The 16104-nt window shown below is 43.4% G+C and carries 12 protein-coding genes; 3 read left to right on the top strand and 9 right to left on the bottom strand.

The window, feature by feature from the left end:
• Window positions 1–82 precede the first annotated feature (82 nt).
• A complete protein-coding gene (dgoD, locus tag SNE25_RS12670) occupies window positions 83–1231 on the top strand; it encodes a galactonate dehydratase (protein ID WP_321565470.1) in 1149 nt (382 codons plus the stop codon).
• Window positions 1232–1262: 31 nt separating this feature from the next.
• Window positions 1263–2552, top strand: coding sequence for an MFS transporter (locus SNE25_RS12665; RefSeq protein ID WP_321565469.1), 1290 nt, complete (start codon window positions 1263–1265; stop codon window positions 2550–2552).
• Window positions 2553–2584: 32 nt separating this feature from the next.
• Here the strand turns inward: SNE25_RS12665 and SNE25_RS12660 are convergent, their stop codons facing one another.
• A complete protein-coding gene (locus SNE25_RS12660) occupies window positions 2585–3718 on the bottom strand; it encodes an acyltransferase family protein (protein ID WP_321565468.1) in 1134 nt (377 codons plus the stop codon).
• Window positions 3719–3958: 240 nt separating this feature from the next.
• Between SNE25_RS12660 and SNE25_RS12655 the strand changes: the two genes are divergently transcribed.
• The gene (locus SNE25_RS12655) at window positions 3959–5023 is read left to right on the top strand and encodes a substrate-binding domain-containing protein (RefSeq protein WP_321565467.1); all 1065 of its coding nucleotides are present in this window, start codon (window positions 3959–3961) and stop codon (window positions 5021–5023) included.
• 6 nt (window positions 5024–5029) lie between these two features.
• Here SNE25_RS12655 and SNE25_RS12650 read toward each other — a convergent pair whose 3' ends face one another.
• The 8 genes from SNE25_RS12650 to SNE25_RS12615 form a co-directional block, all read right to left on the bottom strand.
• The gene (locus tag SNE25_RS12650; RefSeq protein ID WP_321565466.1) at window positions 5030–6613 is read right to left on the bottom strand and encodes a beta-N-acetylhexosaminidase; all 1584 of its coding nucleotides are present in this window, start codon (window positions 6611–6613) and stop codon (window positions 5030–5032) included.
• A gap of 1 nt (window position 6614) precedes the next feature.
• The gene (locus tag SNE25_RS12645) at window positions 6615–7262 is read right to left on the bottom strand and encodes a carbohydrate-binding family 9-like protein (protein WP_321565465.1); all 648 of its coding nucleotides are present in this window, start codon (window positions 7260–7262) and stop codon (window positions 6615–6617) included.
• Window positions 7259–8815, bottom strand: coding sequence for a beta-N-acetylhexosaminidase (locus SNE25_RS12640; RefSeq protein ID WP_321565464.1), 1557 nt, complete (start codon window positions 8813–8815; stop codon window positions 7259–7261). The genes SNE25_RS12645 and SNE25_RS12640 overlap by 4 nt, the downstream gene beginning before the upstream one ends.
• A 670-nt stretch (window positions 8816–9485) precedes the next feature.
• Entirely contained in the window at window positions 9486–9629 is a 144-nt protein-coding gene (locus SNE25_RS12635; RefSeq protein ID WP_321562136.1) for a hypothetical protein, read from the bottom strand.
• Window positions 9630–9685: 56 nt separating this feature from the next.
• Entirely contained in the window at window positions 9686–9808 is a 123-nt protein-coding gene (locus tag SNE25_RS12630; protein WP_321561241.1) for a hypothetical protein, read from the bottom strand.
• Window positions 9809–9863: 55 nt separating this feature from the next.
• A complete protein-coding gene (locus tag SNE25_RS12625; protein WP_321565463.1) occupies window positions 9864–11510 on the bottom strand; it encodes a RagB/SusD family nutrient uptake outer membrane protein in 1647 nt (548 codons plus the stop codon).
• Window positions 11511–11512: 2 nt separating this feature from the next.
• Window positions 11513–14581: a SusC/RagA family TonB-linked outer membrane protein gene (locus SNE25_RS12620; RefSeq protein ID WP_321565462.1), complete on the bottom strand. Its 3069-nt coding sequence runs from the start codon at window positions 14579–14581 to the stop codon at window positions 11513–11515.
• 720 nt (window positions 14582–15301) lie between these two features.
• The gene (locus SNE25_RS12615) at window positions 15302–16078 is read right to left on the bottom strand and encodes a glucosamine-6-phosphate deaminase (protein WP_321565461.1); all 777 of its coding nucleotides are present in this window, start codon (window positions 16076–16078) and stop codon (window positions 15302–15304) included.
• Window positions 16079–16104: the final 26 nt, after the last annotated feature.

Here is a 16104-nt window from a genome sequence, read left to right as displayed (position 1 = left end):
TAAACTTACATCAGAAAGCTGTGCATTTGACAGGTAATTTTTAAATTGCCGGCAGTATTCACCATTTATAAACACATCTGCATTGAAAATAAAAAGCTTTGAACTGTTTCAGGTTCCACCGCGTTGGTTATTCTTGAAAATTGAAACGGATGAAGGTATAACAGGCTGGGGCGAACCGGTAATTGAAGGTAAGGCTGCCACCGTTAAAACTGCGGTTGAAGAATTAATGAGCTATATCATAGGTAAAGACCCTATGCATATAGAAGACCACTGGAACGTAATGTACCGTGGTGGCTTTTATCGTGGCGGCCCTATACTAATGAGCGCCATTGCCGGTATTGACCAGGCCCTCTGGGATATAAAGGGCAAATATTATAATGCCCCAATTTATCAGCTCATGGGAGGCAAGGCCCATGACAAAATGAAAGTTTACTCGTGGATTGGCGGCGACCGCCCCGCTGATGTTGGTCTGGCTGCTAAAGAAATGGTTAAAGCTGGTTTCTCCGCCGTTAAAATGAATGCTACTGAAGAGTTGCAATATGTTGACTCGTATGATAAAATTGACCAGTCGGTGGCCCGTATCGCGGCCATACGTGAGGCTGTAGGTGGTAGTATTGGTATAGGGGTTGATTTTCATGGTCGTGTACACAAGCCCATGGCCAAATTTTTGGCAAAAGAACTGGAAGCATACCGCCCCATGTTTATCGAAGAACCTGCCCTCCCCGAAAACAATGAAGTATTGCGCGAGATAGCCCAGCACACCTCCATACCCATTGCCTGCGGTGAACGCATGTTTAGCAAATGGCAGTTCAAAAATTTGTTGAAAGATGGTTATGTAGATATCATTCAGCCCGATCTGTCGCATGCCGGCGGGATCACCGAGTGTAAAAAGATTTTGTCAATGGCCGAGGCATTTGATGTGGCCGCGGCCCCTCATTGCCCGCTGGGTCCTATCGCGCTGGCTGCATGCCTGCAGGTTGACGCCACCTGTCATAATGCCTTTATACAGGAACAAAGCCTGGGCATACATTACAACCAGGGCAGCGATATACTGGATTACATAGTTAACCGCGATGTATTTAAATATGATAATGGTTTTGTAAACATACCCGAAGGACCGGGTTTGGGCATTGAAATAAATGAAGATCATGTACGAAAAATGGCAGCCATCGGACACGACTGGGCTAACCCGCTTTGGCGCCATGAAGACGGAAGTGTGGCCGAATGGTAATGCTCATAGCCCACATAAAACCTTAATATAAATGTACAAGGCCAACTATCCTGATAAACCAACACGCGTACGGTTCCGGATTTTAGCGTTCGTGTTCATTAATGTTGTTATCAACTATATGGACAGGACCAACATTGCCGTAGCTGCTCCTGCACTAAGTTCTGAACTGAACTTAAACACCGTTCAGCTGGGGCTCATATTTTCGGCCTTTGGGTGGACGTACGTTGCATCACAAATTCCCGGTGGTATTTTGATAGACAGATTTGGACCGCGCGTGTTATACACTATCACGCTGATTTCATGGTCGGTGGTTACACTTTTTCAGGGATTTATAAAAGGCTTTGCCGCGTTATTTGGTTTACGTTTAGCTATCGGTGTGTTTGAGGCCCCCTCATACCCTATCAATAACCGCATTGTTACCGGCTGGTTCCCGGATCATGAACGGGCATCGGCTATTGGTTTTTATACCAGCGGGCAATTTATAGGTCTGGCATTTTTAACACCTTTACTGGCCATAGTACAGCAATATTTAGGCTGGCGCGGGCTTTTTATTATCACCGGGTCGGTTGGTATTATATGGGGCATGATATGGTATTTTGTTTACCGCGACTCATCACAACACCCCGATGCGAACCAGGCCGAACTTGATTATATTGCAGACGGAACAGCAAAGGTGTCTGCAGCCAAACCCGACTTAACATGGGCATCTTTTAAACAAGTATTTACAAGCCGCAAATTGTGGGGAGTTTACATCGGTCAGTTTGCGGTAACTTCAACGTTATGGTTCTTTTTAACCTGGTTCCCTACCTACCTTGTAAAATACCGCGGCTTAAATTTTTTAAAAAGCGGGTTCCTTACATCCATACCATTTCTGGCCGCGTTTGCCGGAGTATTGCTGGCGGGCTTTTTTTCAGATTATCTGATAAAAAAGGGGTACTCATTTGGTATAGCGCGCAAAACGCCAATTATTGCCGGCCTGTTACTTTCAACAGCTATTGTAGGGGCCAATTATGTAGATAGTACCCCGCTCATTATCCTGTGTATGTCGGTTGCCTTTTTTGGTAATGGTTTGGCATCTATCACCTGGGTATTTGTTTCGGCGCTGGCGCCTCAAAATTTAATTGGTGTAACCGGCGGGGTTTTTAATTTCATAGGCGGCTTATCATCAATTGTCGTTCCGCTGATTATAGGTCTGTTGGCCAAAGGCGGCGATTTTCAATCAGCATTACTTTTTATTGGCTCAGTTGCCTTTTTGGGCGCACTGTCGTACATATTTATAGTTGGCAAGGTAAGCCCGGTTAAATCTGCTTTGGTTTCATGATCCTGAATTGACCGGATCCAAATCGCCATTAACTATATTTTTATAACAATTTTTCGTTTGTACAAAATATACATCATACCCCATATAAGCGCTACAAATACACAGGCAGCAAGTAATGACGCATTAACGGGCGAGACCAACGGTAGAAAAACAGCCCGGTAAAGATATTTCATCCCCATAATATGGTGACCGTTATGCGGGATCTTTAAAAAATTGATCAGTCCCGGTACAATCTCAGATAAGATATAGGCGCTGATAGCATTTACGCCAAACACCACCATTATCCACGCGTATTTCTTATATCCTTTTACATCTATCAGCCAGAAAGCGGCCGTTAATCCTACTGTGCAAATGCCGCCCGTATACAGCACATACGAGCTGGTCCATAATGATTTATTGATAGGGAAAAACAAATCGGTGATCAATCCTAAAACAATTGCTGCTATCCCAATTAAAAACAGCTTTACACATTTTTCATTAACCTGTATGTTATTGTTTTTCAATATTGTACCTATCCTGATGCCAAACAAAGCAGTTGCAATGGCAGGCCAGGTACTCAGCAAGCCAACCGGATCCCATTGTTTGGTAAACCGGTACATGTGGTTTGTTGAAAATACGGCCCTATCAACCCAGGCGGCAAGATTATACTCCGGCGTTAAATTAGCTGCGTGTCCGTCCGGTACAGGTATGTAATACATTATTAAATAATAGCTTACTAAAATGATCACCGTTAACCAATCACGTGTGCGTTCACTTGTTTTGAGATACGTCAGGGTTGCTATAAAATAAACAATACCAATACGCTGCAGTACGCCCGGGAAACGGAGATGAGCAAAATCGGGACGATAAAATAAAAATATAGACAAACCCAGGCCAATTAAAATGAGCATACGGCGCAGGGTATGCCACATAATACCGGTATGGTTTGCCTGCAATGCCTTTTTACTTTCTAAGGCATAAACAATAGACACGCCTACCATAAATAAGAAAAACGGGAACACCAGATCGGTAGGTGTACATCCATTCCATTTGGAATGTTCTAATGGTGCATACACATGGTCGCCATCTCCGGGGGTATTCACCAGGATCATGACTGCAATGGTTAATCCTCTGAAAAAATCGAGTGATAGAAGCCGCTTTTTTTCAATCTTGGTATTTTGTTCCATATAAGTGTTTAATGAATTACCTGTTTGTTATGTTTTGTAACTACCTAAACGGCAATTAATTCACCCCCTGATCTAAACTTACTGCAAAATAGAAATAATAATCGAGAATTCGTGTACGTACACGTTAATTATTTTTATTAATGAGCTGCCTAAGTAAATATCTGCCTAAAACACCCTTGGCAAGCCCTTCGTTCCATTAAAAATGATTAGTAAAATGTACTATATTTGGTTGCTATATACATGAAGAAGACAGAAACCGAATTAACAGGTGTTAAAGAAATTGCCCGGAGAGCAAACGTTTCAATTGGTACGGTTGACCGGGTTATCCATAACAGGAAAGGGGTATCTGAAAATACCAAGCAAAAAATAAACGCGATTATTGAGGAGCTGAATTTTCAGCCCAATAAAATGGCAAGCCTCCTGGCTTCCAGGAAGATACTAAATTTCGCTATCCTGATCCCTGCGGTTTCTAACGAAACAGATTATTGGAGTTATCCTTTAAATGGTATAAAACAAGCCGCGGCAGAAATAAAGCAATTTGGTGTAACGGTTAAATACTTTTTTTACGATCTTGATTCTAAAGACAGTTTCAACGCGTCGGCTGATGAAATGCTAAAAAATGAGCCTAATGCCGTACTCATGGCGCCGTCATTTGTGGAAGAATCTATAACACTCTCAAAAAAAATCCAGCAACTGGGCTTGCCGCTTGCGTTTATCAACTCCGACCTGCCCGACCAGCAAAACCTGACTTATATAGGCCCTGAGCTTTACCAAAGCGGAAAACTTGCCGCCCAGCTTATTAGTCTGTCTATTCAAAAACAGGATAAAATTTTAACGGTCAACATATCTACCGATCTGGAAAACAACCACCATTTATTGCGGAAGGAACAGGGGTTTAAAAACTTTTTTGATCATGCACCGGAACCACACGAGGTAATCACCCTGCATACCAATGAAACCAAACTTGCCCCGGTCGAGAAAACATTACTTTCTGCCTTATCGGCAGAGCCTGGTATAAAAGCCATTTTTGTAACCAACTCCAGGGTAAACATTATAGCCAAGATACTTGAAAAACGTAACAGGACAGATATTTTGCTTATCGGCTACGATTTTTTGAAAAAGAACATTGATTACCTAATTAACGGCCAAATTACCTTCCTGATTTGCCAGCGCCCTAAAGAACAGGGATATCTTGGCATTATGGCGCTTTACAAGCATCTTTTCAAGATAAGCGAAGTTGAAAAATCAACCTATATGCCCATTGATATTATCACTAAAGAAAACTACCAGTTTTATAACAGCTAAAATATTTTAATCCTTAACCTCCTGTTTAGGTTGTTGATCTATAGCTTCCTCGTGCTCTTTAGGATTGAACGGATCATAATAATAAATTCCGGCCTTTTTGTAATACAATAAATGCGCCTTTAGCCTTTGATTAAACATGTCGTCGTTTTTGGCGGAACTGGCACACCAGCCCGCCTCTGCCGCGGCAGCAAGCCTTGGAAATAATAAGTAATCGAGTCGCTTTTTTGAGCTTACCGTTTCGGTCCATAGATTGGCCTGTATGCCAATAATATTGGTCTTTTTACAAATGCTGTCGGCAAGACTATTCTCCGGGAAGTGATAGATATCCAAATAAGTGTTAAACAGTCCCCCCCATTTCCGGCCCGACCGGTGTGTGCTGTCCTGCACAAAATCTAAATATAAAGGTAGCCTGGGGCAAAGGATAATATTGTACCCTTTGTTAATAGCCTCAGTAAGAACCTCTGGTTTATTCTGTCGCCACCAATCGATGATGACATTGCTGGTTGGCAAACCTGCGGCTACCGTCTCGTCCCAGCACATTACCTTGTAATTTAGCTTTTGTACAGTATCGGCAATCCTTTTCAAAAAATAAAACTCGGCTTGTTGGTAGTCTGTAAATCCTTTATCGGTCATCAATTTCTGCACATCGGGATTACTTTCCCATGCTTTTATTCCGAGGGCAACTTCATCACCTCCTATATGGATCCTGCCGTCTGGAAACAATGCTTTTACTTCCTTTAAAACATTGCCCATAAACTGGTAAGTACCTTCCTTAGCCGGGTTAAACGTAAAATTTTCATAACGGGGCGTTGTGCCTCCGGACAATTCGGGGTAAGCGTGCGTAGCCCCGGTAGCATGACCCGGCATATCAATTTCTGGAACAATCTCAATATTCCGCCGTTTGGCATACTTTACAATCTCCCTGATGTCGTTTTGAGTGTAATACCGGGCTTGTGCCGTAGAATCAGTAAAATTCCCTATTCCGCCAACCGTAGCAAGCAGCGGGTATTTTTCTATAGCCAGCCGCCAGCCCTGTGCATCTGTTAAATGCCAGTGAAAGCGGTTCAGTTTGTAAAAGGCCATCCAGTTCAGGAGCTGCTTAACAACCTCTTTCCCAAAAAAATGACGTGATTCGTCAAGCATAAATCCCCGCCATTGATACCGCGGCTCATCATTTATAATTAACCCCGGCAACATGGTATTTGCCCCCTCTTTTTTGGCGGACTGGTATAATTGAAGCAATGTAATAACCCCGTTAAACACACCAGCGCTATCAGACGATTTTATGGAAATAACCTTACCGACAGTACTTAACCTATAAGCTCCCGGCTTGGATAAGCCGGGAGTAATTGCGATAGTAATTTTCTGTTTCCTTGCCGCTGTTTTATGGGGGGAGCCAATTTCTTCGTTCAAATAATTTACCGCGTATTTAAATCGTGGGTTATCGGTATAAAATCCGCTTCCTCTTGCCATTGCTAACCTACTTCCGGCCATTTTTACGTTGCTCGGATAAGGTATTAACTTCAGGTTTTGAGCATTCAATACACTGGAGCACAAAAGCAAAAGGAGAATAAAAAAGTACTTTTTCATATCAGGCTAAGGTTAAAACAGGGTTTGATTCAAATTTGACACGGCCAAAAAACTGCGGCTGGTGAAAATCGGGTTTATCAGATAAAATTTCAACCCAGCTTAAAAAATGCGGCTTAGGCAAACTATCGCCACACTTTGCAAAGTTCACGGAACATTCCTCGCCGCTCAGCGTTTTTTTATGATGGTAATGAAACACCGTTACAGGCAAAACAATCGAGATTTCCCATCTGATAGCCTTGCCGCCCGACAGGTTATCCATACAAATGGCCATATTATTTTCAATACCTTTTAAAAGTTCTGCGGGTAAAAATTTACGGTGTAGCCGATTTTTTCCGTAAGCCGCCTTTACCGACCCGAGGCAGTTGAACTCAAAATTGTAGTAATAGCTTTCCTGATCAAACGCGATGAAAAACTCAACACAATTATCCCGGTGAACTTCGCCGTTGATCTTTCTTTTCTTTACCCGGAGGAATGGTTCCGTTACCGAAAATTTCAGGTTGATCCCTTCATCAAAATGCGAAATGGAAAACGCCGCCGTGCATGACAGGTTTTGTTCAAGGTTCCATGGTTCATGGCCGATAACATGCTGGGGTAATTTCTCGTGCGCGTAGTTTTCCTCCGGAACAAAGGGAATGCTCAGAAACTTCATTTTATTTTAGCTAAACGATTATATAAAACATGCACCTTTTGGCTCCTCAGCAGATTTTCCTCATCTATTGCTGATGGATAAAGAAAATCATTATTCAAGGCTGTAAATTCCTCGTTTAATCGTTGCTCATCAGCTAACATTTTTTTGAGCTGCAGTACATATAAAGGCGCACTATCCGCAGAAAAATCAGGCGCATTTACTTCGGCCTCTATTTTCATATAGGTGAGGTAATAAACCCTAATATCAGCCATTAAAATGTAATGCTTAAACTCCCGGGCATCTTTTACCGGTTGCAATGATTTTAGTGTTTGAAGCGAACTTGCTGCGGTATCCAGCAATTGAGCTATGGTCATCGGCGTTGGCGACTTTACCTTTCCATGCATCACAGTGTATGGCGCCGAAAATAAAGCACGCTCAAACTGTTTGGCCTGCTGCGGACTGAAACCATTATGTGTACTGCAATAATTAGCTATAAACTGATTGTTGGTTAGCTTTTGTCCTTTTAAGGTTTTCAGGTAATAGTCGACCAGAATATTGAAACCGCTTAAGGGATACACGTGGCGTATGGCGTACAAATCAATCAGTTCATCTTCTGATTCAAACAGGGAAGAATAAACACCCGATGTTGACCAAGACGTCATGACAATGCCTTTATAACCTAATTTTCTGGACAAAGGGATAAAATCCCTGATGTTATTGAAATGCTTTTGCCAGTCGGTAATGAAATAATTGTCGGGGTGGCTCCTGATAGAGGGTGAACCCCAGATTTCATAGCCTGATTTAAGCAGCTTGGAATGATCTCCAAAATGGTTCACATCCCAGCCATAGTTCCAGTCGATAAAAATGGTTTGTTTGGGGAGCAGGTTAATATAATCGGGGTATTTCAATGCAATATCTGCCCATACTATTGGTCGTTTACCAAGGCTCACCACAATATCGCACAGCATTTTAATATGATCAAAATAAAGGCGCGATAAACCAATTTCGGCAGCCCTCTTTTTACATTTCTCGCAATGGCCCAGCAAATAGGTTTCATCGCCGCCTATGTGTATGTATGGAGAGTTATGGGTTGCAACCATATCGGTATATAACTCGGTGAACAGCTTTTTATTGAGTTCGGGTTCGCTGGGGCACACCTGGCTAAAATCTTTCTGATCTTCGCGCAGGGCGGCATATCTGTCGTTTCTCAGGATGTACTCCACATGGCCAAAACTTTGCTGCAGCGGTATTACCTGTACATGCAGCGAATTGCAATAAGCAATAAAGTCTTTTACCTCCTGCCGGGTATAGGCGTACCTGTTGGCAATCAGCGGTTCTTTTAAAAAAGGATAACTCCCCTCCCATTCCATGATGATAGTGTTGATACCGTCATTGCTTAATTTTTTTACAAACGTTTTTAACGCGGCCGGCTTCATTACCTGGATACGCATATCCAGGTGAAACCCCTTTATTTTAACTGAGTCATCCGCATTTAAATTGGTGGCCAACGCGGAAAAACTTAATCCGATCATGATCAGGACTAACATTGCGGTACGTTGCAGATAGATCTTCATAAATTCAATATATATATATTGCCTTTACCTTGTACAGGATGAAAGGCGGTGTAAATTTCAGGTTTAAAATTATTGTTATTCGTGTGCGTACACGAATAACAATAATACCATTTAATTATTCCCGACACAAACCAATGTGCATATTGGTTAGTAAAATTCATAGTACCGTTTCGAGCGTAATAGCCCATGAAATAAACAGAAGTGCAAAGGGGTGTCATGCTGAGCTTCGTCGAAGCATAGTGGGTAGGCCTCTGCGCTCAACCCTTCGACGGAGCTCAGGGTGACCCCTCTGCTTAGACTTTTACTTTTCTCTTATGTGTTTTCCATGAGCTATTACTCTTTCGAGGGCTATAAATCATCACTAGCTTATTGTCGAGTAGACCTGGGGAATTTCACCCCAAGTCCCTCATAGAACCGTGCTTGATAGTCTCCCATCACACGGCTCTTATTAACTAATACACCGGGGTCTGTCCTTGACTCCGCGTGTTTTGCTTTCATCCTTTGCTACCTCCTGATCGCTCAGTTTTGCGCCGGATATAGAAAGCCTGTTAATACATCCCCTTCGCTCCATTCCCATTACAGGAACTTCATTACTAATACGGGATGTTCCGCCCCCGTGCCATCCATCGGTACTTTCCCTCTTGCCGGTGCACCGACTTGAGGTTTTCCCTTAACATGATGGCGACAGGTTCTCGCGTTCCATACAAAAGCCTGTGTTAAGCTCGTGCCACTTATACACCGGATGCCGCAAAGCCAGTAAACAGGTTCCCGCCTTGCTTGTCCCTGGGTCGCTACTGTTACCCGGTTTTGACATCGTCTAATCCTTTCGATGCCTCATCAGTGGTTCACTTGCGTTCACCTTCTTAACACTTACCTGACACCTTTAATGATGCCTTTTCCGCTAACGCTCACTACCAAGGCACTTAACCAAAGCAGCTTAGCGGCGGTTTGGTACCCGCTCCTGTAAGCCGATACCGAGGGGCCGTCCCTCATCTTTTATACAGCTCGCAATCAGTGGTTCTGCGAACCTCTGATTTGCTCGCGACACTCAATAACCAGGGTTTTGATCAAGCTTGGCATCTTTGTTCAAATCTATTTCAGATTGTGGAATTGGCAGTAACAGGTTTCTTGATGCTATTCCTGTAACTTTCTGACCCCTGCCTGCAACACGCTGCAAAAGCATACCGGTGCGCATTAAGGTCATGCGCCGGTTTTCTTCCGCAATAAGTTCCCTCACTCTTTCATCAAGGATAAAGTCCATAGTGATGTTACTTGCTGTAACAAGGGCAGCGTGCGCTCTGGTTCGCAAAACATTAATGCTTGCGGCCGCACCAGTGGTATTCCCTTGCTTAAACTGCGCTTCGGCCTTTAGCAAATAGGTTTCGCCAAGCCTCATGATAATAAAATCCTTGATCATACTGCTGCCAAAGGTGTCGTTCGGATCAAACTGGTCCCATTTATTGGTTTTAGGTACAATATTGCGGTTGGTATCTATTCCCGGGCCTGGTTTAACTAACTGGCCATTTAAGGCCGAAGAAGGATCATTATAATAATATTTACGGCGCAGGTTATATTTTGAATTACGCATATCGTTAGGGCCGTACAGGTTTAAAACAAAATAGGTTAAAGCCATACGGCTGATACCCCTGCCCCCTAAGCTATCGCATAACAACATCCCTGCCTGGTTATAATACCGGCTGCCCCAGGCCCTGCGGTGCTGTGAGCCTAAAAACCTGAATCCCGGGAATTTTGATTGCAGATCGGGCCCAGCCCCATTGGGTACCGATGCCGGGTTCTCTGTTTCTTCCACCCATATAGCTTCTTTATTACCCTGGTTTCTTCTTTGATTGCCAAATATGAACATGTCTGCAAACGGATCGCCGGGTTGCGATGCCTTGATACCGTACCGCTCGGTGATCAGACTAAAATCGCCGCTGTTAATAATCGTATTACATTCAGCCTCTGCTTCAGCATTTTTGCCGCCTACCCGCAAATATACCTCTGCCAGTAATTGCGAAGCCATCGACTTATTGGGGAGCGACTGCGCCACCAGCTGATCAATAGACGGAGCGTTTACCTTGGCAAAGTTCAAATCGGCAATAATCAGGTCATTAACATCCTTTACCGGCGCGCGTACAAAATCGGTTTTGGGAGCGGTCAGTGGCTTGGTGATCAATGGTACGCCGCCGTACAGCGTTGCCAGGTAATTATAAGCCAGCCCGCGGTAGAACATGCTTTGCCCTTTAATCTTATTCCTGAAACCGGCGCTAAGCTTTATAGCCGGGTTATCAATATTGGCAATTACCACATTGGCGTTGTTAATAATGTTGTAGGACCATTTCCACACAAATGCCGAAGGTCCATCGGCCGAGTTTAGTTTTTCATAATTGGTGTATGGAATTGATACCGGGTCAAGATCATCGGGTGCTTTATTGTAGGCAACGTCGGTTCCCATTTGCCAAACACATAAAAATCCCTGGTTGCCATTATTATCTTCATTCATGGTGTTCCATAATGAATACTGGCTTTGCAGGCCGACAATACCGGCCTCAAATGCCAGCGAATCGTTTAAAGCCTCGGGCGTAAATTTCGAATACACCTTTTCGTCCAAAAAGGACTTTTTGCATGCCGGCAATACAAAAACTGCCGCTACAATAACTGCTAAAAATATCTTATAGGTTTTCATCTGCATCATGATTAACGAAGTGTAATATTAGCGCCCAAAATAAATGTGCGCACCAATGGATAGTTGCCTTCCGTATCGCCCGTAGTAGCATACCCAACTTCAGGGTCCCAGCCATGCCATTTGGTAAAGGTGGCCAGGTTTCTGCCACTCAGGTAAACCGTAAGGCCACCAAGTTTTAGCTTGTCTGTAAGGCTTTTTGGCATGGTGTAACTCAACGTCACATCCTTTATGCGGGTAAAGCTTGCATCCTCCGGATATCCGTAATTTAAGTAATTCACGTAGGTTAATTTGGGGCGAACGTTACTTTGGTTAGCTTCCGTCCAGTAGCCAAGGCCGGCGGGAAGGTTCTGCCTTCCACCAAAATCCTTAAAATCAATAGCGTCATTGTCTTTGGTTACACCCTGTACGGTTTGAATAAATACATTAAGATGGAAACTCTTGTAATGAAAGGTATTGGTTATACCACCTGTCCATTTTGGAATTTGCTGACCGATGATGGTCTGGTCTTTTCCGTCAGAGGTAATGGTTCCGCTGCCATCAAGATCGGCAAATTTTAAATCGCCGGGTTTGGCGTCTGGATCCTGGTTCGCTGGATTTTCGCCAACCTTCCATACGCCCTGCAGCTTATAATCATAAACAATGTTAACCGGATGGCCTATGAAAAAGCGGTTGCCTCGGTCATCTTTTTTATCGCCATACAGATCAACAATTTTATTGCTGTTGGTTGAAAAATTGAGGCTGGTTTCCCACTTAAAATTGGTCCCCACAATGTTTTGGGTCCTGAGCGATACCTCGAGGCCTTTATTTGCCACCTTGCCTATATTGGTTACCACCTGCGAGTAGCCTGTGGCTGTAGGCAGGGCGCGGTACAGCACCAAATCTTTTGTATGGGTATTGTATGTTTCAATGGTACCGCTTACACGGTTATTGAATATAGCAAAATCAATACCTATGTTACTGCCGTAGGTGCTTTCCCATTTTAAATCTTTATTACCCAATACATCGGCTATTACGCCTGTAGTGGGGCGACCATTTGACGGAATGGAAATGGTAGTAAATGTAGAGATGGTAGATGTAGGGTCGACTGCCGACTGGTTACCTGATAAGCCATACGAACCGCGCAATTTCAGGTTGTTGATAAAGCTTACATTGCTCATAAAACTTTCGTTACTGATATTCCAGCCCAGGGCTACCGACGGGAACAAACCATATTTATTGGTGCCCGAACCAAATGCCGAATAACCATCGCGCCTTGCTGTTGCGGTAATGAGGTATTTGCTGTCGTAATTGTAATTAAAACGCAGCATTTGCGATACCATTTGCGTGCTTATCGCTTCAGACGATGCCGAAACCGTGTTGGCTCCCTGCAGATTGTTGAATACTAAGGCATCATTAATAAAACCGGTTGCTAATATGGACGATGAGGATAATTTATTTTCCTGGGCGCTGTATAAACCGGTTACATCAATATGGTTTTTACTCCAGTTTTTCTCGTACGATAATATGTTTTCAACTATCCATCTTTTCCTTTCACCATTATCTACAGTTGCTGTACCTCCGGCAATATCACCGGCAAGCCTGCCCTGGTAATTTTGAAAAAGTGTGGGTGTATAGGTATAGCCCGCGTTAACCCGGTATTTAAAATCCTTAAAGGGTTTTATTTCAACATACACGTTGGCAATGATGTTCTGCCGCCTGTCGTTACGTTCATTAAGTAAACCCAGCATAGGGCTTTGAATGGCCTCCTCGCCCTCCATCGGAAAAATGGCATAAGTCCCGTCAGGGTTTCTGAGCCTGCCATACGGGCTTACTTCAGAAGCCCCTCTTAAACTTGCCCTCCCGCCATCGGAGTTATTGGTAACCAGGTTAAGATTGAGCCCAGCGCTCAAGTAATTGGTTATTTTAGCATCTATATTTGAGCGGATGCTGGCACGCTTGTTCTGATAGCCTTTAATTACCCCCTTCTGGCTAAAATAATCTCCCGAAACATAATACTTAACATCCTCGTTACCCCCCGAAACACTCAGGGTATGGTCCTGTATAAAACCCTGCTGCTGAATTTCTTTAAGCCAATCAGTAGTGATACCGGCTTTGTAATTTTGCTGCTCATACAGGTTAGGCACGGCAAAATCATTAGTTACCCCGGCCTGTGCTTTCCAATCGGCATATTTTTGAACATACTCTGCGGGGCCCATAGGCTGATAGGTGTGCGCAAAATTCTCATAGCCGGCATAGGTATTAAAATTGATGGCAGCCTTACCTGTTTTACCGCGCTTGGTGGTGATGAGTATAACACCGTTGGCGCCCCGTGTACCGTAGATAGCCGTTGCCGATACATCTTTCAAAACGTCAACAGAAGCCACGTCTGAGGTGCTGATGTCGCTTAACGAACCATTTTCAAAAGGGATACCGTCAATTACAATAAGCGGCGAAGTTTGACCATTGATGGTATTAACTCCACGCACCAGCACCGATGGGGATTCGCCCGGTACGGCCGTTCCGGAAGAGATGTTAACACCTGCTACTGCTCCCTGCATGGCCTGCAATACATCGCCCACCGGCAATTGAGAAAGCCTTTCTTTCGGGAGGGATGAAACAGAACCGGTTACATCTGAGCGTTTAGCGGTACCATACCCAACAACAACAACTTCTGTTAATGCCTTATTTACGAGGATCATTTTGATTTGCATCATTTGCCCGGAACTGGCCATAACCTCAACCGGCTTGTACCCGATACTGGTAATTTCAAGTGTGGTATTTCCCGATAGCTCGATTTTGAACATACCCTTATCATCAGAAATTACGCCTTTAGTTTCGTTTTTAACCTTTACAGAAGCGCCTACTATGGGTTCATTAGTAGCATTGTCGGTTATTTTTCCGGTAACCGTTTTGTTTTGGGCCATTGCAGCTGTTGTAAACAACAGCAACATCGCTATCGGCAGGGCCAATAGCTTTTTGGCACCAGCCGGGATAAGTACACGGCGTACAAACCCACAACAATTTATAGTGGATTTTATAGGATTGTGCATCCTATTTGTTTCTTGAAATGAAGATGCACCTGGAGGTCGTTGTTTAATCATAATCTGAGTTTTTTAAATAGGTTATTTAATAATGCGTTGTACAAAGAGTTTATATTGAATTGAAAAAATTGCAAGTCAGCTATTCACATCTCCCACCCATTCCCGATGATTATGATCCCAACTCCAGGTAGTCTGTTTGGGATGGTTCCTGGCACCATAATTATCAACAACGTGGATTATCAAACCCCGTCTTTGATAATATGCAATCAGCAACCGTGTACGTTAACTTTGTTATCGTGTACGTACACGATAACAAATATAGAGAGTTAATCTATTTATCCAAATTTATTTGTGGTTAATTTTAAATTTTCAGAATCAGATTTGTCGGAAACAGGTGTTTTCCTACGATTTTGACAGCGCTAATGACGTTTGCCGATATAATCATTGGTATTAAGGGAAATATGGACTCCTTAAGTTTTTGTACCCGCTGATTAATTTTTCGAAGCTTTGATTCCCATCAGGCAAGATTCAATGCAGAGAGAAAACCATTTCCTGCTCTGACAGTGCAAGGGGGTAAAAGGTTATAACAATTGGCTCCTGCAGGCAAAACGAAGCAGGAGTTTTGCCCGTGAATAGGCAGAAGTCAAAAGCAGAGGTGTGACCCTTGTAGGAGGTTAAGCGCTGAGGCCTTACCACAATGCTTCGGCGGAGCACAGCATGACACCCTTTTTGTACTTATACCGGTTCATGGGCTGTTACTTTATTATGGGATGTAATTTGTTATGAATTGTACGCTGCTATTTTACTAAAACTATCAGTATCAACAAATAGCACAGCATGGTCATGCGTTTTTAAAATGGTTGATGGGTAATGTTCAGACACAGGCTCCTCGAGGGTATATTTTACCGCCTGTGCCTTGTTGACGCCGGGCACCATACAAAATACATGCGAGGCGCTCATTAAAGCAGGTATGGTTAATGTGAGCGCATATTCCGGAACATCATTCAAGGTATCAAAACAACCATCATTAACCTGCTGCTGCCTGCATGCCAGATCAAGCTGTACCAACTTTACCGTTTCAGGATCATTGAAGTCTGCAACATGTGGGTCATTAAAAGCGATATGCGTATTTTCCCCAATCCCCATACACACTATATCGGCCGGGTTGCTCAGCAGTAATTGCGTGTAACGTTCACATTCGGCTTTGCAATCTACCAGGCTCCCATTAATGTAATTAACCCATGCAAATGGTACACGGCTAAAGATTTTTTTTTTGAGAAAGCTACTGAACAACTCCGGCGCGGCGGGCGGTAAGCCCAGATATTCATCCATGTGAAAGGCATTTATTTTTTGCCACTCAATATCCGGCTCATTGATCAAAGCATCTAAAAATTCATTTTGCGACGGGGCCGCTGCAAAAATGATATTGATAACCGGTTTGGCTTGCAGCAGTTGATTAATTTTTTTGGCCACCATTTTAGCTGCTACCTGGCCAAGTGATGTTCTGTTTTCAAAAACAAGCACCCGGAGTTTCTCTTTTTTTATTTCTTTTAACATGGATGATATCGCATTATAAGTTTTTA

The organism is Mucilaginibacter sabulilitoris (assembly GCF_034262375.1).
GTDB classification, from domain to species: Bacteria; Bacteroidota; Bacteroidia; order Sphingobacteriales; family Sphingobacteriaceae; genus Mucilaginibacter; species Mucilaginibacter sabulilitoris.
Note: the sequence above shows the minus strand (reverse complement) of the source record. Positions and strands in the feature narration are given on the sequence as shown.